Genomic DNA, 20,691 nt, shown 5'->3' on the forward strand with positions numbered 1-20,691 from the left:
GGCGCGGGCGGTGCGGGCGGCGCGGGGGCTGCGGGCGCAGGAGCCGCGGGCGGCGCGCTCGCGGGAACGGGCGCGATGATCGGCATGGTCGCGGCGGGAGCCCTCGTCGCGGGCGCGGCCGTGGCGGCGATCGTCGTCCCGCAGGTCATCGACAACAGCTCCTCGGCACCCGCCGCCGGAGCGGGCGGGCCTGACTCCGGATCCGGCTCGGACGGACCGGGTGCGCCGCTCGTTCTCGGACCCACGCCGAGCACACTGCCCTCGGCGGCGCCCACGTCGACTCCGGTGCCCTCGGCATCCGCGGAGCCCGACATGGACCCCGACCCGCTTCCGATCCCCGCGCCGACACGTCAGCCCCCCCCCCCCCCCCCCCCACCCCCCCCCCCCCACCCCCCCCGCGCACCGCCCGCGACGCGGCGCGCGCCCCGCCTCCGGGCCCCACGCCCCCCGCGGCCCCGGCTCGGGCCCCCCCCCCGTTCCCGCCCCCCCCGCCGCGCGCCCCCCCCGCCCCGCCCGCCCCGCCGGCCCCGCGTCCTTCCCCGACCTCGACTCCGACTCCGAGCCCGACCGCGACGCCGACACCCAGCCCGACCCCCTCCCCCACGCCAAGCCCCACGCCCACGCCGACGCCGACGCCGACACCCACACCGACGCCCACCCCCACACCGACCCCGACCCCGACGCCGACGCCGACGCCGACGCCACGATTCACGTCCGGCCTCTTCCAGTGGGACGCGGGCAGCACGACGACCGGGACGCTCGATCTCACCGTCGCCGGGACACCGCACGAGACCGTGCAGCTCGTCGTCGGCGGCATCGATCGCGGACGTCGAATCCTGGACGCGGACGGCCAGACCACCTTCAGCTTCGGGGCCGACTACGCGTCCGTCCTGCATGCGCCCGCCACGACCCGATACGTGAACGGCGAACAGCTCGGGCCGGAGTACACGGTCTTCCTGTGGGGTCCTCCTCCGCAGGAGTGACCGGGCTGACCGGCGAACCCACGGCTGCGCCCTGCCCCGCCGCGTAAACTGAGGCCATGTCCGACCTGCCCCATGTCCGCCCCGCCGTTCCCCCTGCGCCGCGGACGGGCGGCACCGCACAGTCACTCCCGGCCGGAACGCGTCCCGCCCTCGACGCGGTGGATGTCCTCGCGTTCCTCTGCGAACTGTTCGCCTTCGGCACGCTCGCCGTGTGGGGGTTCACCGCGTGGCCCTTCCCGTGGAACATCGTCGTCAGCATCGGCGCACCGGTGGTCGCGATCCTGCTCTGGGCGCTGTTCGTCTCACCGCGCGCCGTGATCGCGGTGCACCCCTTCGTCCGCGCGCTGGTGGAACTGCTCGTCTACGCCTCCGCCACCATCGTCTGGTGGACCAGCGGGAACGTGTGGATCGGTCTGGCGTTCGCCGTCGTCGCGGTGACCGTCGGCCTCGTCGCAGGACGCCGCCGCCTCCCGTGACGGATTCCGCCGGATCCGAGGCGGCATCCGTCCTCGGCCGCCTCGTCGCCGCTCTCGGCGAGCGCGTCGACACCGACCTCGCGCACCTCGACGCCGCCCGCGCGGACAAGTCCGGCCACGCCGCCGACGGCCTGCCTCTCGCGATCGTGCGGGCGCGAGACGTCGGCGACGTGCAGGAGACACTCCGCATCGCCCACGCCACCGGGACCCCCGTCGTCACCCGCGGCGCGGGCACCGGTCTGGCCGGCGGCGCGAATGCGGGTGACGGCGAGATCGTCCTCTCGGTGCGCGGGATGGACCGGATCCTCGAGGTGCGGCCCGACGATCTGATCGCCGTCGTCGAGCCCGGCATCCTGAACGCCGATCTGAACCGCGCCCTCGCCGCGGAGGGACTGTGGTGGGCGCCCGACCCCGCCAGTCGCGAGATCTCGACCGTCGGCGGGAACATCGCGACGGGTGCGGGCGGGCTGCTCTGCGCGAAATACGGCGTCGTCCGTGACGCGGTGCTCGGCGTCGACCTCGTCCTCTCCGACGGCCGACTGCTGCGGCTCGGCCACCGGAGCGTGAAGGGAGTCACCGGCCTCGACCTCACCTCCCTCGTGATCGGATCGGAGGGGACGCTGGGCGTCGTGGTCGGGGCGACGCTGAAGCTCCGCAGACTCGTCCCCGGCAGCCCGCGCACACTGACGGCGTCCTTCCCCGACGTGCGGAGCGCGGCCGCGGGCGCGGCCGCGGTCACCGCGTCGGGCGTGCAGCCGGCGATCATGGAGCTCATGGATGCCGCGTGCCTGCGCGCCGTCCACCGCCTCCTCGCGCTCCCCTCCCCTCGCGACGGTGTCGCGCAGCTCACCGTCCAGACCGACGGCCCCGCCGCGACGGCCGAGGCGGCCGCGATCGCCGCGACCCTCACGGAGGCCGGCGGCACCGTGCGCCTGGCCCGTGACGAGGCCGAGGCGGAGCTGCTCCTGCGCATCCGCCGGTCGATGCATCCCGCGATGGAGACCCTCGGCACGACGCTCATCGAAGACGTCTCCGTGCCGCGCAGCGCCCTCCCCGCCATGTTCGACGAGATCGCCCGAATCGAGCGCGCGTACGACCTCGTCATCCCGACCGTCTGCCACGCCGGCGACGGCAACCTCCACCCCAACTTCGTGTTCACGGGCGATGACGTGCCGGATCGGGTCTGGCAGGCCGCGGACGAGCTCTTCCGTGCCGCGCTGCGGCTGGGGGGAACACTGACCGGCGAGCACGGGATCGGCGTCCTGAAGCGGCGCTGGCTCGCCGATGAACTCGGGGACGATCAGTGGGAGCTGCAGCGCCAGATCGCCCGCGTGTTCGACCCGGCCGGCATCCTCAACCCCGGCAAGGTGTTCGCGCCCTGACCGGGGCGGGGGCGCTCAGGCCGACGGATAGATGCGGGGCGATGCCGCGGGGAGCCCGCGACCGCCCAGGGCCATCGCCGCCCCGCCGAGGACGAGCGGCACGACGACGGCGGACACGAAGCCGCCGAGGGCCAGGGCGACGCCCCAGTGCTCGAGGCCCTGCGGCCCGACGGCGACGCCGACGATCTGGCCGATGACCTGGACACCGACGACGACGGCCAGTCCGATCGCGGGCGCCCACCGCCAGGGGCCCGGGACGACGCGCGCGCGGGCGATCTCGACGACGGCGACGAGCGCCGCCGCCGCCGTGACCGCGAGTTCCACGTAGCCGAGCGTCTGCAGCAGCGCCACATCCGACAGATCGACCTGCGTCGGCGTGACGAGGCTGAACAGAAGCGGGGTGATCCCCAGGACGAGGAGGGCCACCATCCCTGCGCCGCGGCGTGCGACGACCGACCCCGCGCCGCGCAGTCCGAACGCGAACACCGCCATCGCCGCCAGAAAGAGCAGGCCGGCGAGGGTCCGGGTGAGGGTCCCCGCATCTCCCGGGCCGAGTGCCCACGGTACGACGGCCGACGCGGCGAGCAGCCCGCCGCCCCAGATCCAGCTGGGCTCGGTCCTGCGGACCTCGGCATCCGTCATGGCGCCACCGTATCAGCGGGCCCGGGCGGGCGCGACGCTCAGAGACCCTGCCAGGCGGGCTTGTTCGCGTACGCGTACCGGTAGTAGTCGGCATGGGCGAGATCAGCAGCCGCGGCCTCATCGACGACGACGGTCACGTGCGGGTGCAGCTGGATCGCCGATCCCGGCAGCGACGAGGTCACCGGACCCTCGACCGCCCCGGCGATGGCCGCGGCCTTGCCCTCGCCGAACGCGAGGAGGAACAGGTGCTTGGCCTCGAGGATCGTCCCGAGTCCCTGCGTGATGCAGTGCATCGGCACATCCTCGACCCGATCGAAGAAGCGGGCGTTGTCCTGACGGGTCTGCTCGATGAGGGTCTTCACGCGCGTCCGCGAGGCGAACGACGATCCGGGCTCGTTGAACCCGATGTGACCGGAGGTCCCGATGCCGAGGATCTGCAGATCGATGCCGCCGGCCGCCGCGATCGCGCGCTCGTAGTCCTCGCCGGCGTGAGCGATCGTCTCGAGGGCGCCGTCCGGGGTCCGGATGAGGGCCGGGTCGAGTCCGAGCGGCTCGACGACCTCCTTGGTGATGACCGACCGGTAGCTCTCCGGGTGGTTCGGGTCGATGCCGACGTACTCGTCGAGCGCGAAGCCGCGCACGCGCGAGAGGTCCACGCCCTCCACGCGGGGCCGCAGCGCTTCGTAGACGCTGAGCGGGGTCGATCCGGTCGCAAGCCCCAGCACCGCGTCGGGTCGTGCGGCGATGAGCTTCACGATCTCGTCGGCGACGAGGACTCCGGCCGCTGCGGCCGATGGGACGATGACGATCTCAGCCATGGGCGACTGCCTCCTGTTCGGTTGCGCTGGCCCCGACGAGGGCGGCACCGACGGCGGCCGCCGGTGAGCCGGGCGGAAGCAGCTCCACCCGATCGGCCAGACGAAGGGACCTCATGAACGGCGACGCCGCGGCGCTCGCGGCCAGGTCGCCCTTCACGAGGCTCAGCATACGGTCCCCGAGGGCGGTCACGCCGCCCCCGAGGATGACGGCGTCGACATCCGCCGAGAGCACGATCACGCGCACCGCGGATGCCACGCCGTGCGCGAGTCCGGTGCGCAGGACGAGCGCCTCGGGATCACCCCGGTCCGCGGCGTCGAACACGTCGAGGACGGGCAGAGCGGAGGGGCGGCCCCAGCGTTCGGCGATCGCGCCGCCGCCGCAGAATGCCTCGATGCAGCCGCGCTGACCGCACTTGCAGAGAGGTCCGTGCGGGTCGACGGAGATGTGGCCGACCTCGCCGGCCGTGCCGTGCACGCCCCGCCACAGAATGCCGTCTCGGACGAACCCGGCGGCGACGCCCGTGCCGAGGTTCAGGTACGCCATCGCGCCGGAGGCGGAGAGGCCCCCGAGACGGGTGCCGTGCGCGCGACCGTGGAGAGCGTAGGCGCCGACCGCGGCGGCCTTGACGTCGTTCTCGGCTCGGACCGGGATGCCCAGCACGATCCCGAGGGCGCGCGCGAGGTCGAGCTCGTCCACGCCGAGGTTGACCGCGTGGGTGACGACCGCGCCTCCGGGCGCGACCTGACCCGGCATCCCGATGCCGACCGAGTCGAACTCGTCGACACGGATGCCGACGGCGGCGGCGAGCTCGGCGGCGAGGCCGAGGACGGTCGCGATGACCCCCTCCGGCCCCCACGCGGTCGGGCGCCGCAGCCGGGCGAGGATCTCCCCGCCGGGCGCGACGGCGACGGCGTCGGTCTTGGTGCCCCCGACGTCGAACCCGAGGCGCATCAGCCCTTCACCGCTCCCGAGACCAGCCCGCTCGTCATCTTGCCCTGCACGATGAGGAAGAAGACGATGACCGGGATGGCCATGAGCGTGGAGCCAGCCATGACGACCGCCCAGTCGGTGGCCTTCGTGGCCTGGACGAAGCTGCGCAGCCAGATCGGCAGGGTCTCCATCTCCGGGCGGGTCATGATGACCAGCGCGAAGACGAACTCGTTCCACGCCTGGATGAAGGCGAAGATGCCCGTGGAGACGAGCCCCGGCGCCAGCAGCGGGAAGGTGACCCGCCAGAACGCCTGCGTCCGCGTGCAGCCGTCGATCATGGCGGCTTCCTCGAGGTCGGCGGGGATCCCGTTGACGAACCCGCGCAGCGTCCAGATCGTGAACGGCAGCACCATCGCGATGTAGACCGCGGCGAGGCCGATGACGGTGTTCAGAAGGTGCCATCCGTCGAGCACGCGGAAGGTCGAGATGATCATCGCCTCGGCGGGGATCATCTGGATGACGAGGATCGCGATGATGAACGTCTTGCGCGAGCGGAACCGGTAGCGCGAGACGGCGATCGAGGCGAGGAACGCGAAGACGAGTGCCGTGACGAGGGTGAGGAGCGTGACGGCGAGCGAGATGCCGAGCGCCGGGACGAATCCCCCGTTCCACGCCGACTGGAAGCTCTTCAGCGTGAACTCGTCGGGCCAGAAGTGCGGGACGTCGGTCTTGACCGCGGAGCCGGGGAGGAGGGCCGTGTTGACCATCCAGTACACCGGGAACACCGAGCACAGGAAGACGATGACGGCGGCGACGTTCAGGGCGATGCGGCCGGTCATACGGCGCGTCCGGGCGCTCACGACTCGTCCTCCTTCAGCATGGTGCGGATGTAGTACGCCGAGATGGCGAGCAGGATGATCACGAGGAGCACCGAGATCGCTCCGCCGGAGCCGAGGTCGCCGGTGGCCATCGAGACGCTGTAGATGTAGACGCCGATCGTGTTCGTGTCGGCGCGGATGCCGCCGACGGTCTGCAGGGCGTAGATCTGCGCGAAGACGCGGAGATCCCAGATGACCTGCAGGATCAGGAGCACGATGAGGATCGACCGCACGTAGGGCAGCACGATGAAGCGGAAGCGCTGCCAGGCGCTGGATCCGTCGAGCGATGCCGCCTCGAGGACCTCGTCGGGGACCTGCGAGAGCCCCGCGTAGGTCGAGAACGCGACGAACGGGATGGCGCCCCAGGTGATGATGATGGCGGCGACCCCGAAGAAGCTCAGCGGGTCGGACAGCCAGCTGTGGCCGATCCAGTTCTGCCCCGTGATCTGGGTGAGCAGGTAGTTGACGAGGCCGTAGGAGGTGTCGAAGATCCAGCCCCAGACGATCGTGGCGGTGAGCGCGGGCATGGCCCACGCGAGCAGCAGGCCGATCGAGACGACCGTGCGCATCACTTTGCCGAGCGACTTCATCATGAGCGCGATGGCGATGCCGAAGACCATCGTCGCGGCGGCGCAGACGATCATGAGGCCGAAGGATCGGCCGAGCACGATCCAGAACTGCGGGTCGGTGAGGACCTTGACGTAGTTGTCGAACCAGACGAAGGAGGGCGGGGCTCCGAAGATCTGTTCGCGACCGTACTTCTGGAACGACATGATGATCAGTTGCAGAAGCGGCCAGCCGATGAAGACGACGAGCATCACCAGCGCCGGCAGCAGGAGTGCCAACGGCGTGCCGTCGAAACGGCGGCGGCGGCGCGGGGTGGGCGCGGCGGGTGCGGGTTGCGTCAACTCGGGGGAGATGAGCTGCGAGGTCATCGCACGATCTCCTTCCGTGAATCGTGGGGGGGGCGGCTCCCCCGGGGGTTCGGGTCCCCGGGGGAGCCGGTGGCGGGCGTCAGCCCGCCGGGATGCGGCTGCGATCAGGCGGTGCTGATCAGCCGTTGAGGATGGACTCGATCTGGGTGTCGAGGTCCGTCGCGAGCGCCTTGACGTCGCCGCCCTGGGCCACCTTGACGAAGAAGTCCTGCAGCAGGCCCTTCGCCTCGACGTCGGCCCACTTCGGGGATGCCGGGGTCAGCTTGGCGTTCGCCGCGGACTCCGCGATGACCTTCGCGAGCTCAGGAGTGGCCGCGGCCACGTCGCCACCGAGGGACTTCTTCGCGGGGACGAGGCCGCCCTTGGCGAGGATGGTCTGGTAGTCGTCACTCAGCATGATCTCCAGCGCGCTCTTGGCGAGGTCGGGGTGAGCCGACTTCGCCGCGATGCCGATGTTCGATCCACCGGCGAAGACCTTCGCGGCGCCGCCGTCCTTGCCCGGAAGGGCGAAGTAGCCGAGCGAGTTCGCCAGCGGGGTCGCCGCCTTGTCCTCATCGGCGACGATCGACCAGTAGGCCCAGCTGGGCGCCGACAGCGTCGCGGCCTTCTCGGTGCGGAACGGGACCCATGCCTCGGTCTCGTCGCCGTCCTTCGGGGCGAGCGAGGATGCCATGACCTCCTGGACCTGCGTGATGCCGGCCACCGAGGCGTCGCTGGAGAGCTGCGCGTCCCACTTGCCGTCCTTCTGCACGGCGATCTCGCCGCCGTTCTCCCAGATGAAGGGGAGGGCGTTGTACCAGTCCTTGCCCGGGAAGTAGACGCCGGAGACGCCGGGGAGTGCCGTCGCGAGCTTGCCCGCGTTGGAGACGTACTCGGCGAGCGTCGTCGGGACGGTCGCACCGGCGGTCTGGTACTGGGTCGTGTTGTAGAACACGACGCGCGCACCCGAGTAGTACGGCGCCGCGTAGAGCTTGCCGTCCCACGAGCCGGCCTCGACGAAGCCGGGGAGCAGGTCGTCGCCGCCGAGGTCGCCCTGGATGTCGGAGATGTCCAGCAGAGCGCCGCTCGAGGTGAAGGCGGCGGCCTGGGTGTTGCCCATCTCGACGATGTCGGGGGTGTCGCTCGAGGAGAGGCTCGTGGTCAGCTTGTCCACGAGGCCCGTCCACTGCTGCTCCTCGATGACGAGCGTCGAACCGGGGTTGTCCGCCTCGAACGTCTTCTTGAGGTAGTCGCGGGCATCCTGAGGCGTGTCGGTGCCGACCAGCCAGACGCGCAGCTCTGCAGCGGCCGGAGTGCCATCGGACCCGCCGGACGTGCCTCCGCCGGCGCAGCCTGCGAGAACGACAGCCGAAGCGCCGAGGAGCGCCAGGGCTCCAAGCTTCTTGTTCATGGTGTCTTCCTTTTTTCTTGGTGTTCCCTTGAGGCCGGGTGACGGGAACTCCGACCGACCCTCCGGGGGGATGGGATGAGGGCTATGAGACCCCGAGTTGTCCGGAGAGGACCATGACGGCCGCGCCGCGGAGGACGATGTCCTCGCCTTGCTCCGTCATCCGCACCCGCACGCCGTCGTGGAACTCGGCGAGCGTGCGAGCACGAAGAGTCTCGACGGTCGCCTCGGCGAGGGGGCCTTCGAGAAGTTCCTGGGGGCCGGAGAGGACGACCTCCGACAGGTCGAGCGCGCCGACGATGGGGGCCAGGGCGATGCCCAGCCGCTCCCCCGCGTCGCGCAGAACCGCGTCGCGGTCGGCGCCGGGCTCGGACAGCGCACGCCGCAGCGACGGCTCGGACAGCCACGCCTCCAGGCATCCGACCTTCCCGCAGACGCAGACCGGTCCGCCGTCCGTTCCGACGGTGACATGGCCGATCTCGCCCGCGGCGAAGCGGCTCCCGACCATCGGCTGGCCGCCCGCCAGCAGCCCCGATCCGACACCACGGCCGACCCGGACGAGCATGACGTCCTCGCCCGCGCCGCCGAACGTGTACTCGGCCAGCACCGCGGCGTTCGCGTCGTTGGCGACCAGGATGGGCAGAGCCACCTCGGAACGGAGGATCTGCTGCAGGTCGACACCGGACCACCCGAAGTTCGGTGCGGTCAGCACGACGCCGTGCGCGTCGACGATGCCGGGAGAGCCCACGCCGATACCGAGGATCGGTGCGTGCGCGTCCGCGACGAGGGTCCGCATGAGCTCGATGACGGCGGGCAGGATGCCGGCGCGATCGGCCGGCACGTCGACGTCGTGGCGAGCGACGATCTCGCCGTCCAGGGTCAGCACCGCGCCGAGGAACCGGTCGCTGCGCGAGAGATCCAGGCCGATGATGCGGTGGCCCTCGCGGTCGAGGTCGACGAGGATGGCGGGCTTTCCGGGGCCGGTGACCTCCCGCACGCCCCGTTCGGCGACGTAGCCGTCGTCGATGAGCTCGGCGACGAGATCGGAGATCGTCACGCGCGTCAGCCCGGTCTCGCGCGAGAGGTCCGCCCGCGACATGGCACCCTGGTGGAAGAGCGTCTGCAGCACGAGCGATCGGTTGTGGGCCCGGGCGTGCTCGGGCAGAACCTTCACAGCCTGCCGCAGCGCACGGCCTGCGCCGAACGAGCGCCCCGTCCGCGGGGCGGTCTCGGCGGAGGAGCTCCGCTGCGTGTCCGATGCTGGCATGTTTGTTAGTAAACCTTACGAACTAACTTTACGCAAGCGAACGGACGGGCAGGACGCGCCTGTTTACACAACTGTTACAACACCTCCGGGAGGCCCCGTGCACCGCGTGATCGCCCGTGCGAGCGTCGTCCCGCTCGCCCTCATCGCGCTCCTGCTCGCCGGATGCGCGGGAGGACCTTCCGGGGATCCGACCGCACCCGCGGGCACGCAGGACCTCGCGGCGGCCTGCGCCTCCGTCCGCGACCACGTCGCCGACGCGACCGCCCGCCTGCAGAGCCTCGATGTGACCGATCCGCAGGCGGCAGCCCAGGCGATGAGCGACGTGGCGGCCGATCTCGCCGATGCGGGCGCCGCGGTCGACAACCCCGAGATCGGCGAGCTCCTTCCCGGCCTCGCGTCCGGTTTCCGCTCGGCGGGAGACGCGCTGAGCGCCATCGCCGCAGGCGACCTCTCCCGCCTTCCCGCCCTGCAGGAGGCGACCGCCGGCATCCGCGACGCGCTCGCGACCTTCGCCGACCGCTGCGCGTGAGCGCGGCCTCTCGCGAGGCCGCGCCGAGGCTCCGACCCCGACCAGAGGGCAATTTCGCGTAGCATTGGGGGGCGGAACGGTGCATTGGGATGCCGCTTCGCTCTGGACCGGGGGTGGGCGCAATGACCGATCTGGCTTCGAAGTCGGAGACCGACGGGACGCCGGACCCTTCGTCGTCCCCCGAGGATGCGACACAGGTCCTGCAGGCCTCGCCCGAGGCTCCCGTCCAATGGGCTCCCGCCGAACCCGCCCGCCGCAGCCGCACGAAGCTGTGGCTCTGGATCGGCATCCCGGTCGCGCTCGTCGTCGCCGGCGTGGCGGCCGCGTCCACCCTCCTCATCGCTCCCGGCACGACCGTCGCCGGTGTTCCCGTCGGGTTCATGACCGCGGGAGCGGCGACCGATGCCATCGACCAGAGGCTCGCGCAGACCTCCGTCGTCCTCGGCGAGGGCGGACCGACCGTGTCGGGCTCCGAGCTCGGTGCGAAGGTCGATGCCGCCGCACTCGCGGACGCCGCCTTCCAGGACCGTCCGATGTGGAATGTCACCCAGTGGTTCGGTGAGCCGCTGGCGGCTCCGGTGGCGCTGGACGAGGCAGCGGCGACGGATGCCCTCCGCGCGGCGGCCCCCGGCGACTACACCGACCCCGTCGGCGCGACCGTCTCCTTCACGGGCGCCGGGTTCGCCGTGACGCCCGCCGTCGACGGGAGCGGCATCGACGTCGCTCAGGTCGGCACCGCACTCCAGGACGCCCTCGCGGCCGGTCAGTCCACGACGACCATCGCCCTCGACCCCGTTGCCGTGTCCGCTGCGGCGAGCACCGCGAAGGCGCAGGCCGCCGCCGACCAGGCGAACGCCATGCTGCAGAACGCCGGCTTCTATGTCGGCGACGAGCGCACCGTGCCCATCGATGCCGCCACCGCGGCGGGCTGGCTGACCATCACGGCGGATCGGTCCGGCGCGTTCAGCATCGCGGCCGACCCCGCCAAGATCCAGGCCTCGGTCGACGCCCTCCCCGCGCTCGTGAACCGGGCGCCGGCCAACGGCGCCGTCATCACCGATGCGGAGGGCACGGTCCTCGAGACGACGACGCCCGGCGCCGACGGCCGCGCGCTGGGTGACCTCGGCGGCGTGGCATCCGACTTCGCGAAGCAGCTCGGCGAGGGCAACGCGGTGTACGCACTGCCGGTGACCGTCACCCCTGCGACGATGGCGGCGTCCGCCCGCATGGTCGAGGTGAACCTCTCCGAGCAGACGCTCTACATGAAGGAGAACGGTCAGGTCATCGACTCGTGGCCGATCTCCAGCGGCATCGCGGACTCGCCGACCACCGTCGGACACTTCACGGTCCAGTCGCACCACCGCGTGCAGACCATGACGTCCTCCTCGGCCACCGACGACTACTGGAACTACGACGTCCCGAACGTCGAGTGGATCATGTACTACTACGGCGGCGAGGCGCTGCACGGTGTCTACTGGCACGACGATTTCGGCAACCCGCGCAGCCACGGCTGCGTCGGCATGCCGAACTTCCGCGCGGAGCAGATCTACGACTTCCTGCCCGACGGCGGAGACGTCTGGATCCACAACTGACCCGGCGCTGACCCGCGGACTGCGGACGGAGAAGGGGTCCGGATGCCAGGCATCCGGACCCCTTCTCTGCGAGTGCCGCCGCGCCTGTCAGAGGGCGTCGATCACCGCGTTGAGGGTCTGCGACGGACGCATGACGCGCACGACCTTCGCCTCGTCGGGGTGGTAGTAGCCGCCGATGTCGACGGGGTGGCCCTGCACCGCGTTCAGCTCCTCGACGATCGCGGCCTCGGCATCCGTCAGCTGCCGGGCGATCGGCGCGAAGGCGGCGGCGAGGTCCGCGTCGGCGGTCTGGCCGGCGAGCTCCTGCGCCCAGTAGAGGCCCAGGTAGAAGTGGCTGCCGCGGTTGTCGATCGTGCCGAGCGCGCGCCCCGGGGAGCGGTCCTCCTCGAGGAACGTGCCCGTCGCGGCGTCGAGGGTGTCGGCGAGGACCTTCGCCTTCGCGTTGCCGGTGTACTCCGCGAGGTGCTCGAAGGATGCCGCGAGCGCGAAGAACTCACCCAGCGAGTCCCACCGCAGGTAGTCCTCCTCCAGGAGCTGCTGCACGTGCTTGGGCGCCGAGCCGCCGGCGCCGGTCTCGAACAGCCCGCCGCCCGCGAGGAGCGGGACGATCGAGAGCATCTTCGCGGACGTGCCGACCTCGAGGATCGGGAAGAGGTCGGTGAGGTAGTCGCGCAGCACGTTGCCGGTGACGGAGATGGTGTCCTCGCCCTTGCGCAGTCGCTTCAGCGTGTAGCGCGTCGCCTCTTCGGGCGGCAGGATCACGATCGTGATGTCCTGCGTGTCGAGCGTTGCGAGCGCCTGGTGCACCTTGCCGATGAGCTGTGCGTCGTGGGCGCGGTTGACGTCCAGCCAGAACACGGCCGGGACGCCGGTCGCGCGGGCGCGGCTCACGGCCAGGCGCACCCAGTCCATGATGGCGATGTGCTTCGCCTGCGTCGCGCGCCAGATGTCGCCCTTCTCGACGTGGTGCTCGATGAGCACGGTCCCCGCGGAGTCGAGCACCTCGACGACGCCGTCGGCGGGGATCTCGAAGGTCTTGTCGTGGCTCCCGTACTCCTCGGCCGCCTGCGCCATCAGGCCCACGTTGGGAACGGTGCCGATCGTGGCGGGGTCCAGCGGGCCGTTCGCGACGACGTCGTCGATGACCGCCTGGTAGACCCCGGCGTACGACGAGTCGGGGATGACGGCGATCGTGTCGTCCTCACCGCCGTCCTTGCCCCAGAGCTTGCCGCCGTTGCGGACGAGCGCGGGCATCGAGGCATCCACGATCACATCGCTGGGGACGTGCAGGTTCGTAATGCCCTTGTCGCTGTTGACGTAGCTCAGGCGCGGGCCGACATCGAGGTCCTGGGCGATGCGGGCGGAGATGGCCTCGCCACCCTCGAGCTCGCCGAGACCCGCGAGGATCGCGCCGAGGCCGTTGTTGCCGTCGAGGCCCGCAGCGTGGAGCTGCTCGCCGTAGGTGTCGAAGACGTCTCGGAAGAAGGCGCGCACGACGTGACCGAAGATGATGGGGTCCGAGACCTTCATCATCGTGGCCTTGAGGTGCACCGAGTAGAGGACGTTCTCGGCCTTCGCCTGTGCGAGCGTGTCGGCGAGGAAGGCGTCGAGGGCCTTCGCGGAGAGGAAGGTCGCGTCGACGACCTCGCGCGGGAGGACCTTCAGACCCTCCTTGAGGACCGTGACGGTGCCGTCCGCGGCGGTGTGGCGGATCGTCAGGACGTCGTCGTGGGCAGCGATCCAGCTCTTCTCGTTGCTCTTGAAGTCGTCGTGGCCCATCGTGGCGACACGGGTCTTCGACCCGCTCGCGAACGCCTTGTTGCGGTGCGGGTGCTTCTTCGCGTAGTTCTTCACGGCCAGGGGCGCGCGGCGGTCGCTGTTGCCCTCGCGCAGCACCGGGTTCACGGCGGAGCCTTTGATCCGGTCGTACCGCGCGCGGATGTCCTTCTCCTCGACGGTGGATGCGTCGTCGGGGTAGTCGGGGATGTCGTAGCCCTGCGACTGCAGTTCGGCGACGGCGGCCTTCAGCTGGGGGATGGATGCCGAGATGTTCGGCAGCTTGATGATGTTGGCCTCGGGGAGGGTGGCGAGGCCGCCGAGTTCGGCGAGCGCGTCGCCCACCTGCTGCTCGGGGGTCAGTCGCTGCGGGAACGCGGCGAGGATGCGCCCGGCGAGCGAGATGTCACGGGTGTCGATCTCGACGCCCGCCTGGCCCGCGAAGCCCTTCACGATGGGCAGGAAAGAGGCGGTGGCAAGCGCCGGAGCCTCGTCGGTGTGGGTGTAGATGATGGTGGACTCAGGCACGTGTGATCTTCCTGTCTGCGCGTCTCGGGAGCGGGATCCACCCTACCGCACCGGGCGAAAGTATCTCGATATCGAGATACTTCGCCCGGTGCGGCGGATCGGTCTCGGCCTTACCGGAACGTGAGGACCTCGTCGCCCCACGCAGAGCGCAGCGACGCGTCGAGATCGGGCATGACGGTGTCCTGACGGTCGATCACGAGGGTCGCGCGCGAGGTCGTGTCGTAGCTCTCCCACTCGGGCGCGCCGGTGGCATCCGGAGTGCGTCCGTGCGCGAACGCCGTCCAGCGCTCCTGCATCCGCTGCGAGATGGCTTCGGCGGCCCGCCGCCCGCCGAAGCGGAACGTGGGGTCCTTGGGTCCGCTGGTCAGATTGCCCCACAGGTAGGGCAGCTCGGTCGCGTGCGTGGCGCCGAGCCCGATGAGGCGCAGGAAGGGCGCCGCGTGGTCGAAGCGGTACAGCCACACGTCGGCGACGGCGCTGTGGCCCTCGGCGATCCACAGGGTGGGCATGCGGAAGCCGATGTCGCGCGCGATGCCGAGCCCCACCTCGCGCGAGCGGGCATGCGCGTACGCGGCGCGCACCTGCTCCTCCGACGGCAGATCGAGAGCGGGGTTGTCCCCGGCCATGTCGGTGAACATCTGCGCGATGCGGTCGTCCGTGATGGGGATGAGGGGTGACTTCATGAAGCGGAACAGCGAAGCCTCGTCCTTGTTGGTGCCGATCATGAGCGGCACCGCGAGACCGCGACCCTCGCGCAGGACGAGGGCGGGGGCCTCCGGCAGCAGCTCGCCGTCGATGACGGGCGCGAACGCGAGCGTACCGGGATCGGCGTCGGGGACGTCCGCGTAGACCTTCATCCCGGCCGTCACGAGGTCGTCGGCGGATGCCGCGCGCAGCCGCTCCGCCACGTCGGCGGCATGGGGGTCGAGACCCAGCTCACGCACGAACCGCGCGGCGACGTCGCGGGCACGGTCGCTGCCATAGACGCTCGAGGCGGGCGAGGACTGCGCGATCGCCCGGTGGAACAGCCCGGCGGCGGAGGGCGTCGCCAGCAGCGTCGTGACGAGGCCGCCCCCGGCCGACTCCCCGAACACGGTCACGCGCTCGGGGTCGCCGCCGAAGGCGCGCACGTTCTCCTGCACCCAGCGGAGGGCCAGCAGCACGTCGCCGAGGGCGAGGTTCCGGTCGAACCCCGCGTCCGGCAGGAGGGCGGCGAGATCGAGGAAGCCGAATGCCGCCAGGCGGTAGTTGATCGTCACGAGGACGACGTCGCCGTGCGAGACGAGCGAGACCCCGTCGTAGAGGGGCTGGCTCGAGGAGCCGAAGGTGTACGCGCCGCCGTGGATCCACACCATGACGGGCCGAGGGGCATCGGCGTCGGTGTCGGGAGCCCACACGGTGAGCGACAGGCAGTCTTCGTCCATCTCGGTGTGCTCGCCGAGGGGCACGGCGGGGTTGATCGGCTGAGGGCAGACGGGGCCGTAGGCGGTGGCATCCACCTCGCCGTCGGCGACGCGCGCGGGCTGGGCGGCGCGCCAGCGCCCCTCTCCCCCCGTCGACTCGGCATAGGGGATGCCGCGCCACACGCGCACTCCCGCGGCGGCGACACCGCGGAAGGTGCCGGCCGGGGCGGAGGCGATGCAGGGAACGGACGCGGGGGTGGACGCGAAGGGGGGAGTCGAGTGGGACATGGCGGTCTCCGTCGTGGGATCAGGTGAGGTCGGGGGGGCGGGATCAGGCGAGCTGGTGGAGGACGTGGGCGCCCTCATTCGCGGCGAGGATGGCGAACAGGACGGTCATGATAATCGCGTTGTGCGCCATCATCTCGGTCTTCACTCGGTCAAGACCCGCGGCCACGCGGGCGGAACCGGTCGCGGCGAGCAGCGTGGGGATGACGAGCGCGAGGACACCCACGAAGGCGACCGCGAGGCACAGGAGCGCCGCGATCAGAGGGGGCACGTGGGCGGCCCCGATGAGGGATCCGCCCTTGAGCTCGAGGGGGATGTTCTTGCTGTTGGTCGCGGCCATGACGAGCCCGAGCCCGGCGGCGCGCGCAGGGGTGATGCTGTCGATCGCGGAGAGCCACCCGGGGGTCTTCGCGGGGGCGCCGGCGCGGGGCCGGGTGAGCCAGCTGACGAGCGCCATCGCGGCGAACCCCGCAGTGAGCGCGATGGTCAGGACGAGGACGACGACCTTGCTGCCGTCCCGCGTTCCGGATGCCGCGGAGGCGCCGGCGCTGGAGAGCGCGCCGAGGGCGATGAAGGCCAGGGTGACCGCCGCGAACGCCGCGGTGAAGGCGGGAGCCGCCTTACGTCCTCGGGCCGACAGCACGATCGCGACGATGGCGACGATGGGCAGCGGCGAGATGAGGATTCCGACGGCGAGGGGAAGGAGTTGGCTGAGAGCGTTCATGGCGTTCATCCGTTTCGTGTCCGGCTCCGGAGGGTGTCCCCGGGCCATGACGACGACGTTAGGAGCGCCGGAGGAGGCTTCAGACCGGATGTTCGGCTGACACGACAGAACCGTCGCGGGCGGGCGCGTCCACGCGGATGAGCGCCTCCAGCACGGCCCCTTCGGACGTGCTGCGCAGCGTCGCGCCGAGCGAGCGGACGTGCGATGCCGGGCGGAGCTCGGCGCCGGCAGACAGCGGCGCGGACGAGCGCACGCGCACACGCAGCGCGGGCCCCGCACCGGTGGCGACGACATCCAGCAAGACCTCCGCGCGGCGCTCCCCGCTGTGCTTGACGGCGTTGAGGATGCCCTCTGCGGCGACATCGTAGGCATCCTGGGCTGCCGTCGCGCCGGCCTCGAGCAGCGCACGGGCGGCCGGGTCGATGTGCGCCCGCAGGTCGATGATGCGGCTCCAGGTCGCCAGCAGCGCGTCGAGTGAGACCGCGTCGGATCGGGCGGGAGCGTCGAACACGCCGCGGACGCGGACGAGCAGTCCGCGCAGCTCGGTCACGAGCGCATCCGTCTGCGACGCGGTCGGCCGCGGATGCTCGAGCGCGAACGCGGTGCACCGGCCCTGTCCGTCGCGGTGCAGGAGCTCGGATGCTGCGCGCAGGGCCTCCCGCGCGGGGCGCGTACCCGCACGCGCCGTCCGCTGCTCGGCGGCGATGACCCCCGAGAGCCGGTGCTGATCGACCTGCAGCGCATGGATCGTCCCGGCGCACGCGGCCATGGCGAGCGCGATGAGCGTGTACACGATCGCAGGGACGGCCGCCTGCAGCGGCGGAGCACCGGAGGCGGCGGCGATCAGGCTCAGCGCTCCCCCGCACCCCACGGCGCCGGCGAGGAACACCGCGACCCGCCGTCGCACGCGGCGGAGACGGCACACGGCATCCATGAGCGCGCCGCCGATGACGGCGACCGCGGCGCCCGTGATCAGCGCGCCGCCCGATGTGGCTCGCACCGCGTAAGGCAGCAGGCACGCGAGATAGAGGACGGTGACGATTCCCCGCGGCGCGACCCGGAGGCGCGGCGCCCGGAGGTGCGGCGCGGACCGGGGGCGCGGCGAGCGCTCCGTGAGAGGAGGCGATGCCGGAGCGCGCCACGAGGTCGGCGGCTCGGCGGCGGCGAGCTCCGCGAGGGCGTGGCCGGCAGGGCGGACGACGTCGGCCGCGAACGCCCGCGCATCGATCGTCGGAGCCTCCGCACCTCCGCCGGAGGCGAGACCATCGAGACCGCGCTCGACCTCCGCCGCACGCAGGCGGACGGCGTCCCGCGCCTGCGCGCGGTAGTCGCGCGCCTCGTCGCCCGCGTCGGCGAGCGCTCCGGCGGCCACGCGCAGGAGCGCGTTCGTCTCGCGCAGGGACCGCAGCGCGTCCACGATCACCGCGATCGTCGTGAAGACGACGAGCCAGGTCACGACGTTCGTCGCGATGCGGGAGGGGAGCTGCCAGCCCGGCGGCGGCACGAGGTCGACCGCGCGGAGCCAGGCATCCTGCACGAGGGGCCGCGCGGCGGCGACGACGGTGACGACGGCGAGGACGACGCCCGCCCGCGCGGCGGGGGTGCGCAGGGCGCGCTCGATGACCGCGAGGAGGCCCAGGGCCGCGGCCATCGCCGCCCAGGTCAGGATGCCCGCGACCAGGAGGGCCAGGGGCGGGCCGCCCGTCGTCGGCGCCATCAGCGTCGGCGAGAGAAGGAGCGCGGCGAGCAGGCTCCACATCGAGACGAACCGCCCGCCGCCCACCGCCCGGCGGACGGCGGCGACGAGGCGGGTCATCGGGCGGGACCGAAGGCCGCGACGTACATGGTGGCCGCCGCGACCCTCGAGCTGACCGCGGCGTCTCCCGTGACGCCGAGCCGCTCGAACAGACGGCTGACCGAGCGCTCGACGGCACGCACCGTCGATCCGGACGCCTCGGCGATCTGCTCGTTCGACCAGCCCCGCGCGATCATCGCGAGCACCTCGAGCTGGTGTCGGGTGAGGGTGCCCAGGGCATCGGTCGGCGGTGGCACGGAGGGCGTCGGCACCGGCCCGGTGGACAGCGCCACCTCGAGCGCCGCCACGAGGTCGGCGGGAGAGCCGAGGTCCTGCTTGGAGACGAAGACCGCGCGATCGAGGCCCATCACCTTCGCGCCCGCCGCGGCTCGCGGATAGCTGCTGAGGAAGACGATGCCCAGGTGAGGGGCCAGTTCCGACAGCATCGAGGCCAGCTCGGCACCCGACGGTCGCGAGCCCAGATCGATGTCGGTGAGCAGTGCATCGGGATCGAACTCGGCGAACAGACGCGCGGCCTCCGCCGCGTCGGCCGCCGCGGCGGTCTCCCACCCGCAGCGTTCGAGCATGTCGCAGACGAGCATCCTCAGCGCGGCCTGATCCTCGACGACCAGCACTCGGCGCACCCAGCTCACGCCCTCACGATAGCGGAGCGCCGAACAGGGGAACCGGCCGGGCCCGGATCGTATTTCTCCCTCTTTCGTCGGTGCCGACCGCAGCGGCGGGCAGGGTAGCCTGTGCACATGACCGAGCTGCGCCTCGTGGAACTGTCCGCCGCAACCATCGTCGCGGTCAACGCACTGTCCCTGAAGCCGGGCCAGGAGGCGTTCATCGCACCGACGAGCTACGCCGTCGCCGGCGCGGTCGTGAACCCCGCGACCTCCTGGCAGCGGGTCGTGCTCGACGGAGACGAGGTCGTCGGGTTCGTCTCGGCGAACTTCGACGACGAAGCCGAGCGCGAGTACTTTCGGTCCGTGCTCTGGCGCATCAACGTGGACGCCGACGACCAGGGCCGCGGCGTCGGCCGCTACGCCGTCGAGAAGCTCCTCGAAGAGGCGCGCACACGTGGCATGGACCGCGTCGATGTGATCTACGAGGCCGGGCAGGGCGGCCCCGAGGCCTTCTTCAGCCGCGTCGGCTTCTCCCCCGTCGACGAGACGGAGTACGGCGAGGTCGTCGCCGAGATCCGCCTCTGACCCTGCGCTGCCCCGCGCGCTCCGCCTGCGCGGCGCCTGCGCGTTCGCCCCGAAATCGGAATCCGACAGCAGAATCGGAGACTCTGGGGCGAGGCATCCGATTCTGTTGCCGTTCTCCGGATCCGCGGTGGCACCGATGCCCCCTCATCACCTCCTCCACCGCAGGTCGATCCGCGATCGTGTGCACAGATCGCTCCCGTCGCAGTCGCGCGCCGCCGCGGTTCGTGAGAATCGGGGAATGGACATCGCGGATGCCGTCGAGCGCGCGGGAGGCATCGTGCACCGGCAGCGCCTCCTGGACGCCGGGGCGAGCGCCTCTCGCCTGCGCGCCGCGATCACGGACGGTGCCGTCCGGCGCGTGCGCCGCTACTGGATCGCCGATGACCATGCTCCGGCCGACCTGCTCGCGGCAGCGCAGGCCGGCGGCCGGCTGGCCTGCGTCTCCGCCGCGCGTCACCACGGCTGGTGGATCCCCTCCGGGGCGCCGGACGGTCTGCACCTTCATCTCGCCGCCGGGGCCCACGCCCCCAGCGGCGGCGGCATCACGGCCCACTGGCGCGCGCCGCTCGTCCCCCGCAGCCGCTACGAGCTCGTAGAATCGGTCGCCGACACCCTGCGACACGTCGCCGGCTGCCTGCCCCGCGAGCAGGCGCTCGTGCTGTGGGAATCAGCGGTCCGGGCGCACCGCATCCCGCTCGCGGAACTCCGACGCACCACGTGGCACAGCGCGGCATCCGCCGAGCTCGCCGCACTGGCCACCGATCTCTCGGGGTCGGGGATCGAGACGATCTTCGCGCACCGCCTCCGCCCCTGGGGCATTCGACTGCGGCAGCAGGTCCACCTCGCCGGTCACGACGTCGACGCCCTCGTCGGCGAGTGCCTGGTCGTTCAGCTCGATGGGTTCGCCCACCACTCGTCGTCGGCGGATCGCACCCGCGACCTCGCGCACGATCGCGCTCTCATGGCCCTCGGCTATCGGGTGCTGCGCTTCTCCTACGCGGAGGTCGTCTTCAGCTGGCCCGCCGTCGAGGCCGCGATCGCGCGCGCTCTTGCGCAGCGACTCGATCTGCCGAGCCGCTGACGCACCCGCCGTCCCGCGCGGAATCGGTGAAGAGCAACAGAATCGGATGCCGGGGGCACAGGCAT

The 20,691-nt window shown here is 71.7% G+C and carries 19 protein-coding genes and 1 pseudogene; 7 read left to right on the forward strand and 13 right to left on the reverse strand.

Annotation, left to right across the window (positions count from 1 at the left end; translation table 11 throughout):
• Positions 1 to 314, reverse strand: a pseudogene (locus tag J0P97_RS14770) (hypothetical protein); the annotation flags it as partial.
• Positions 315 to 794: 480 nt separating this feature from the next.
• On the opposite strand from J0P97_RS14770, the gene J0P97_RS14775 reads away from it, so the two are divergent.
• From J0P97_RS14775 to J0P97_RS14785, 3 genes are read left to right on the forward strand one after another with little or no spacing between them, the layout of a single operon-like run.
• Positions 795 to 983, forward strand: coding sequence for a hypothetical protein (locus J0P97_RS14775; RefSeq protein ID WP_215488556.1), 189 nt, complete (start codon positions 795 to 797; stop codon positions 981 to 983).
• 56 nt (positions 984 to 1,039) lie between these two features.
• Positions 1,040 to 1,459, forward strand: a complete 420-nt coding sequence (locus tag J0P97_RS14780) for a YrdB family protein (protein ID WP_215488557.1) — start codon at positions 1,040 to 1,042, stop codon at positions 1,457 to 1,459.
• Positions 1,456 to 2,841, forward strand: a complete 1,386-nt coding sequence (locus J0P97_RS14785) for an FAD-binding oxidoreductase (protein ID WP_215488558.1) — start codon at positions 1,456 to 1,458, stop codon at positions 2,839 to 2,841. The genes J0P97_RS14780 and J0P97_RS14785 overlap by 4 nt, the downstream gene beginning before the upstream one ends.
• Positions 2,842 to 2,856: 15 nt before the next feature.
• On the opposite strand, the gene J0P97_RS14790 is transcribed toward J0P97_RS14785, so the two are convergent.
• From J0P97_RS14790 to J0P97_RS14820, 7 genes are all read right to left on the reverse strand, one after another.
• Entirely contained in the window at positions 2,857 to 3,483 is a 627-nt protein-coding gene (locus J0P97_RS14790; protein WP_215488559.1) for a hypothetical protein, read from the reverse strand.
• Positions 3,484 to 3,521: 38 nt separating this feature from the next.
• A complete protein-coding gene (locus tag J0P97_RS14795) occupies positions 3,522 to 4,301 on the reverse strand; it encodes a glucosamine-6-phosphate deaminase (RefSeq protein ID WP_215488560.1) in 780 nt (259 codons plus the stop codon).
• The gene (locus J0P97_RS14800; RefSeq protein ID WP_215488561.1) at positions 4,294 to 5,253 is read right to left on the reverse strand and encodes an ROK family protein; all 960 of its coding nucleotides are present in this window, start codon (positions 5,251 to 5,253) and stop codon (positions 4,294 to 4,296) included. Before J0P97_RS14800 ends, J0P97_RS14795 begins: the two co-directional genes overlap by 8 nt.
• The gene (locus J0P97_RS14805; RefSeq protein WP_282838216.1) at positions 5,253 to 6,092 is read right to left on the reverse strand and encodes a carbohydrate ABC transporter permease; all 840 of its coding nucleotides are present in this window, start codon (positions 6,090 to 6,092) and stop codon (positions 5,253 to 5,255) included. The genes J0P97_RS14800 and J0P97_RS14805 overlap by 1 nt, the downstream gene beginning before the upstream one ends.
• Positions 6,089 to 7,045: a carbohydrate ABC transporter permease gene (locus J0P97_RS14810; RefSeq protein WP_215488562.1), complete on the reverse strand. Its 957-nt coding sequence runs from the start codon at positions 7,043 to 7,045 to the stop codon at positions 6,089 to 6,091. Before J0P97_RS14810 ends, J0P97_RS14805 begins: the two co-directional genes overlap by 4 nt.
• A 118-nt stretch (positions 7,046 to 7,163) precedes the next feature.
• A complete protein-coding gene (locus tag J0P97_RS14815; protein WP_215488563.1) occupies positions 7,164 to 8,435 on the reverse strand; it encodes an extracellular solute-binding protein in 1,272 nt (423 codons plus the stop codon).
• Between the two features lie 82 nt (positions 8,436 to 8,517).
• Positions 8,518 to 9,699 (reverse strand): ROK family transcriptional regulator, encoded by a 1,182-nt coding sequence (locus tag J0P97_RS14820; protein WP_215488564.1) that lies wholly within the window; start codon positions 9,697 to 9,699, stop codon positions 8,518 to 8,520.
• Between the two features lie 97 nt (positions 9,700 to 9,796).
• Between J0P97_RS14820 and J0P97_RS14825 the strand changes: the two genes are divergently transcribed.
• Positions 9,797 to 10,228, forward strand: a complete 432-nt coding sequence (locus J0P97_RS14825) for a hypothetical protein (RefSeq protein WP_215488565.1) — start codon at positions 9,797 to 9,799, stop codon at positions 10,226 to 10,228.
• 122 nt (positions 10,229 to 10,350) lie between these two features.
• Positions 10,351 to 11,820, forward strand: coding sequence for a L,D-transpeptidase family protein (locus J0P97_RS14830; RefSeq protein ID WP_215488566.1), 1,470 nt, complete (start codon positions 10,351 to 10,353; stop codon positions 11,818 to 11,820).
• A gap of 87 nt (positions 11,821 to 11,907) precedes the next feature.
• On the opposite strand, the gene J0P97_RS14835 is transcribed toward J0P97_RS14830, so the two are convergent.
• The 5 genes from J0P97_RS14835 to J0P97_RS14855 all read right to left on the reverse strand — a co-directional run bounded on the left by J0P97_RS14835 (position 11,908) and on the right by J0P97_RS14855 (position 18,984).
• Positions 11,908 to 14,124, reverse strand: coding sequence for an NADP-dependent isocitrate dehydrogenase (locus tag J0P97_RS14835; protein ID WP_215488567.1), 2,217 nt, complete (start codon positions 14,122 to 14,124; stop codon positions 11,908 to 11,910).
• A 110-nt stretch (positions 14,125 to 14,234) separates the two neighbouring features.
• Entirely contained in the window at positions 14,235 to 15,815 is a 1,581-nt protein-coding gene (locus tag J0P97_RS14840) for a carboxylesterase/lipase family protein (protein ID WP_215488568.1), read from the reverse strand.
• 43 nt (positions 15,816 to 15,858) lie between these two features.
• Positions 15,859 to 16,536, reverse strand: a complete 678-nt coding sequence (locus tag J0P97_RS14845) for a GAP family protein (protein WP_215488569.1) — start codon at positions 16,534 to 16,536, stop codon at positions 15,859 to 15,861.
• Between the two features lie 79 nt (positions 16,537 to 16,615).
• Positions 16,616 to 18,352 (reverse strand): hypothetical protein, encoded by a 1,737-nt coding sequence (locus J0P97_RS14850; protein WP_215488570.1) that lies wholly within the window; start codon positions 18,350 to 18,352, stop codon positions 16,616 to 16,618.
• Positions 18,349 to 18,984 (reverse strand): response regulator, encoded by a 636-nt coding sequence (locus tag J0P97_RS14855; protein ID WP_308163585.1) that lies wholly within the window; start codon positions 18,982 to 18,984, stop codon positions 18,349 to 18,351. The genes J0P97_RS14850 and J0P97_RS14855 overlap by 4 nt, the downstream gene beginning before the upstream one ends.
• 108 nt (positions 18,985 to 19,092) lie before the next feature.
• Here J0P97_RS14855 and J0P97_RS14860 point away from each other — a divergent pair, with 108 nt between their 5' ends.
• Both J0P97_RS14860 and J0P97_RS14865 read left to right on the forward strand, forming a co-directional pair.
• Positions 19,093 to 19,545 carry a GNAT family N-acetyltransferase gene (locus J0P97_RS14860; protein ID WP_215488571.1) on the forward strand — a complete coding sequence of 151 codons (453 nt, stop codon included), beginning with the start codon at positions 19,093 to 19,095 and terminating at the stop codon, positions 19,543 to 19,545.
• A 238-nt stretch (positions 19,546 to 19,783) separates the two neighbouring features.
• Positions 19,784 to 20,626: an endonuclease domain-containing protein gene (locus J0P97_RS14865; protein WP_215488572.1), complete on the forward strand. Its 843-nt coding sequence runs from the start codon at positions 19,784 to 19,786 to the stop codon at positions 20,624 to 20,626.
• Positions 20,627 to 20,691: the final 65 nt, after the last annotated feature.

The organism is Microbacterium flavum (genome assembly GCF_018717645.1).
Taxonomy (GTDB): Bacteria; Actinomycetota; Actinomycetes; order Actinomycetales; family Microbacteriaceae; genus Microbacterium; species Microbacterium flavum.

What these genes read in the sequence shown, in the direction of transcription:
- J0P97_RS14850 (WP_215488570.1), bottom strand. Translation starts at nt 18,352, where the DNA reads ATGACCCGCCTCGTCGCCGCCGTCCGCCGGGCGGTGGGCGGCGGGCGG.
- J0P97_RS14845 (WP_215488569.1), bottom strand. Translation starts at nt 16,536, where the DNA reads ATGAACGCTCTCAGCCAACTCCTTCCCCTCGCCGTCGGAATCCTCATC.
- J0P97_RS14840 (WP_215488568.1), bottom strand. Translation starts at nt 15,815, where the DNA reads ATGTCCCACTCGACTCCCCCCTTCGCGTCCACCCCCGCGTCCGTTCCC.
- J0P97_RS14800 (WP_215488561.1), bottom strand. Translation starts at nt 5,253, where the DNA reads ATGCGCCTCGGGTTCGACGTCGGGGGCACCAAGACCGACGCCGTCGCC.
- J0P97_RS14810 (WP_215488562.1), bottom strand. Translation starts at nt 7,045, where the DNA reads ATGACCTCGCAGCTCATCTCCCCCGAGTTGACGCAACCCGCACCCGCC.
- J0P97_RS14815 (WP_215488563.1), bottom strand. Translation starts at nt 8,435, where the DNA reads ATGAACAAGAAGCTTGGAGCCCTGGCGCTCCTCGGCGCTTCGGCTGTC.
- J0P97_RS14795 (WP_215488560.1), bottom strand. Translation starts at nt 4,301, where the DNA reads ATGGCTGAGATCGTCATCGTCCCATCGGCCGCAGCGGCCGGAGTCCTC.
- J0P97_RS14780 (WP_215488557.1), top strand. Translation starts at nt 1,040, where the DNA reads ATGTCCGACCTGCCCCATGTCCGCCCCGCCGTTCCCCCTGCGCCGCGG.
- J0P97_RS14790 (WP_215488559.1), bottom strand. Translation starts at nt 3,483, where the DNA reads ATGACGGATGCCGAGGTCCGCAGGACCGAGCCCAGCTGGATCTGGGGC.
- J0P97_RS14860 (WP_215488571.1), top strand. Translation starts at nt 19,093, where the DNA reads ATGACCGAGCTGCGCCTCGTGGAACTGTCCGCCGCAACCATCGTCGCG.
- J0P97_RS14830 (WP_215488566.1), top strand. Translation starts at nt 10,351, where the DNA reads ATGACCGATCTGGCTTCGAAGTCGGAGACCGACGGGACGCCGGACCCT.
- J0P97_RS14865 (WP_215488572.1), top strand. Translation starts at nt 19,784, where the DNA reads ATGGACATCGCGGATGCCGTCGAGCGCGCGGGAGGCATCGTGCACCGG.
- J0P97_RS14820 (WP_215488564.1), bottom strand. Translation starts at nt 9,699, where the DNA reads ATGCCAGCATCGGACACGCAGCGGAGCTCCTCCGCCGAGACCGCCCCG.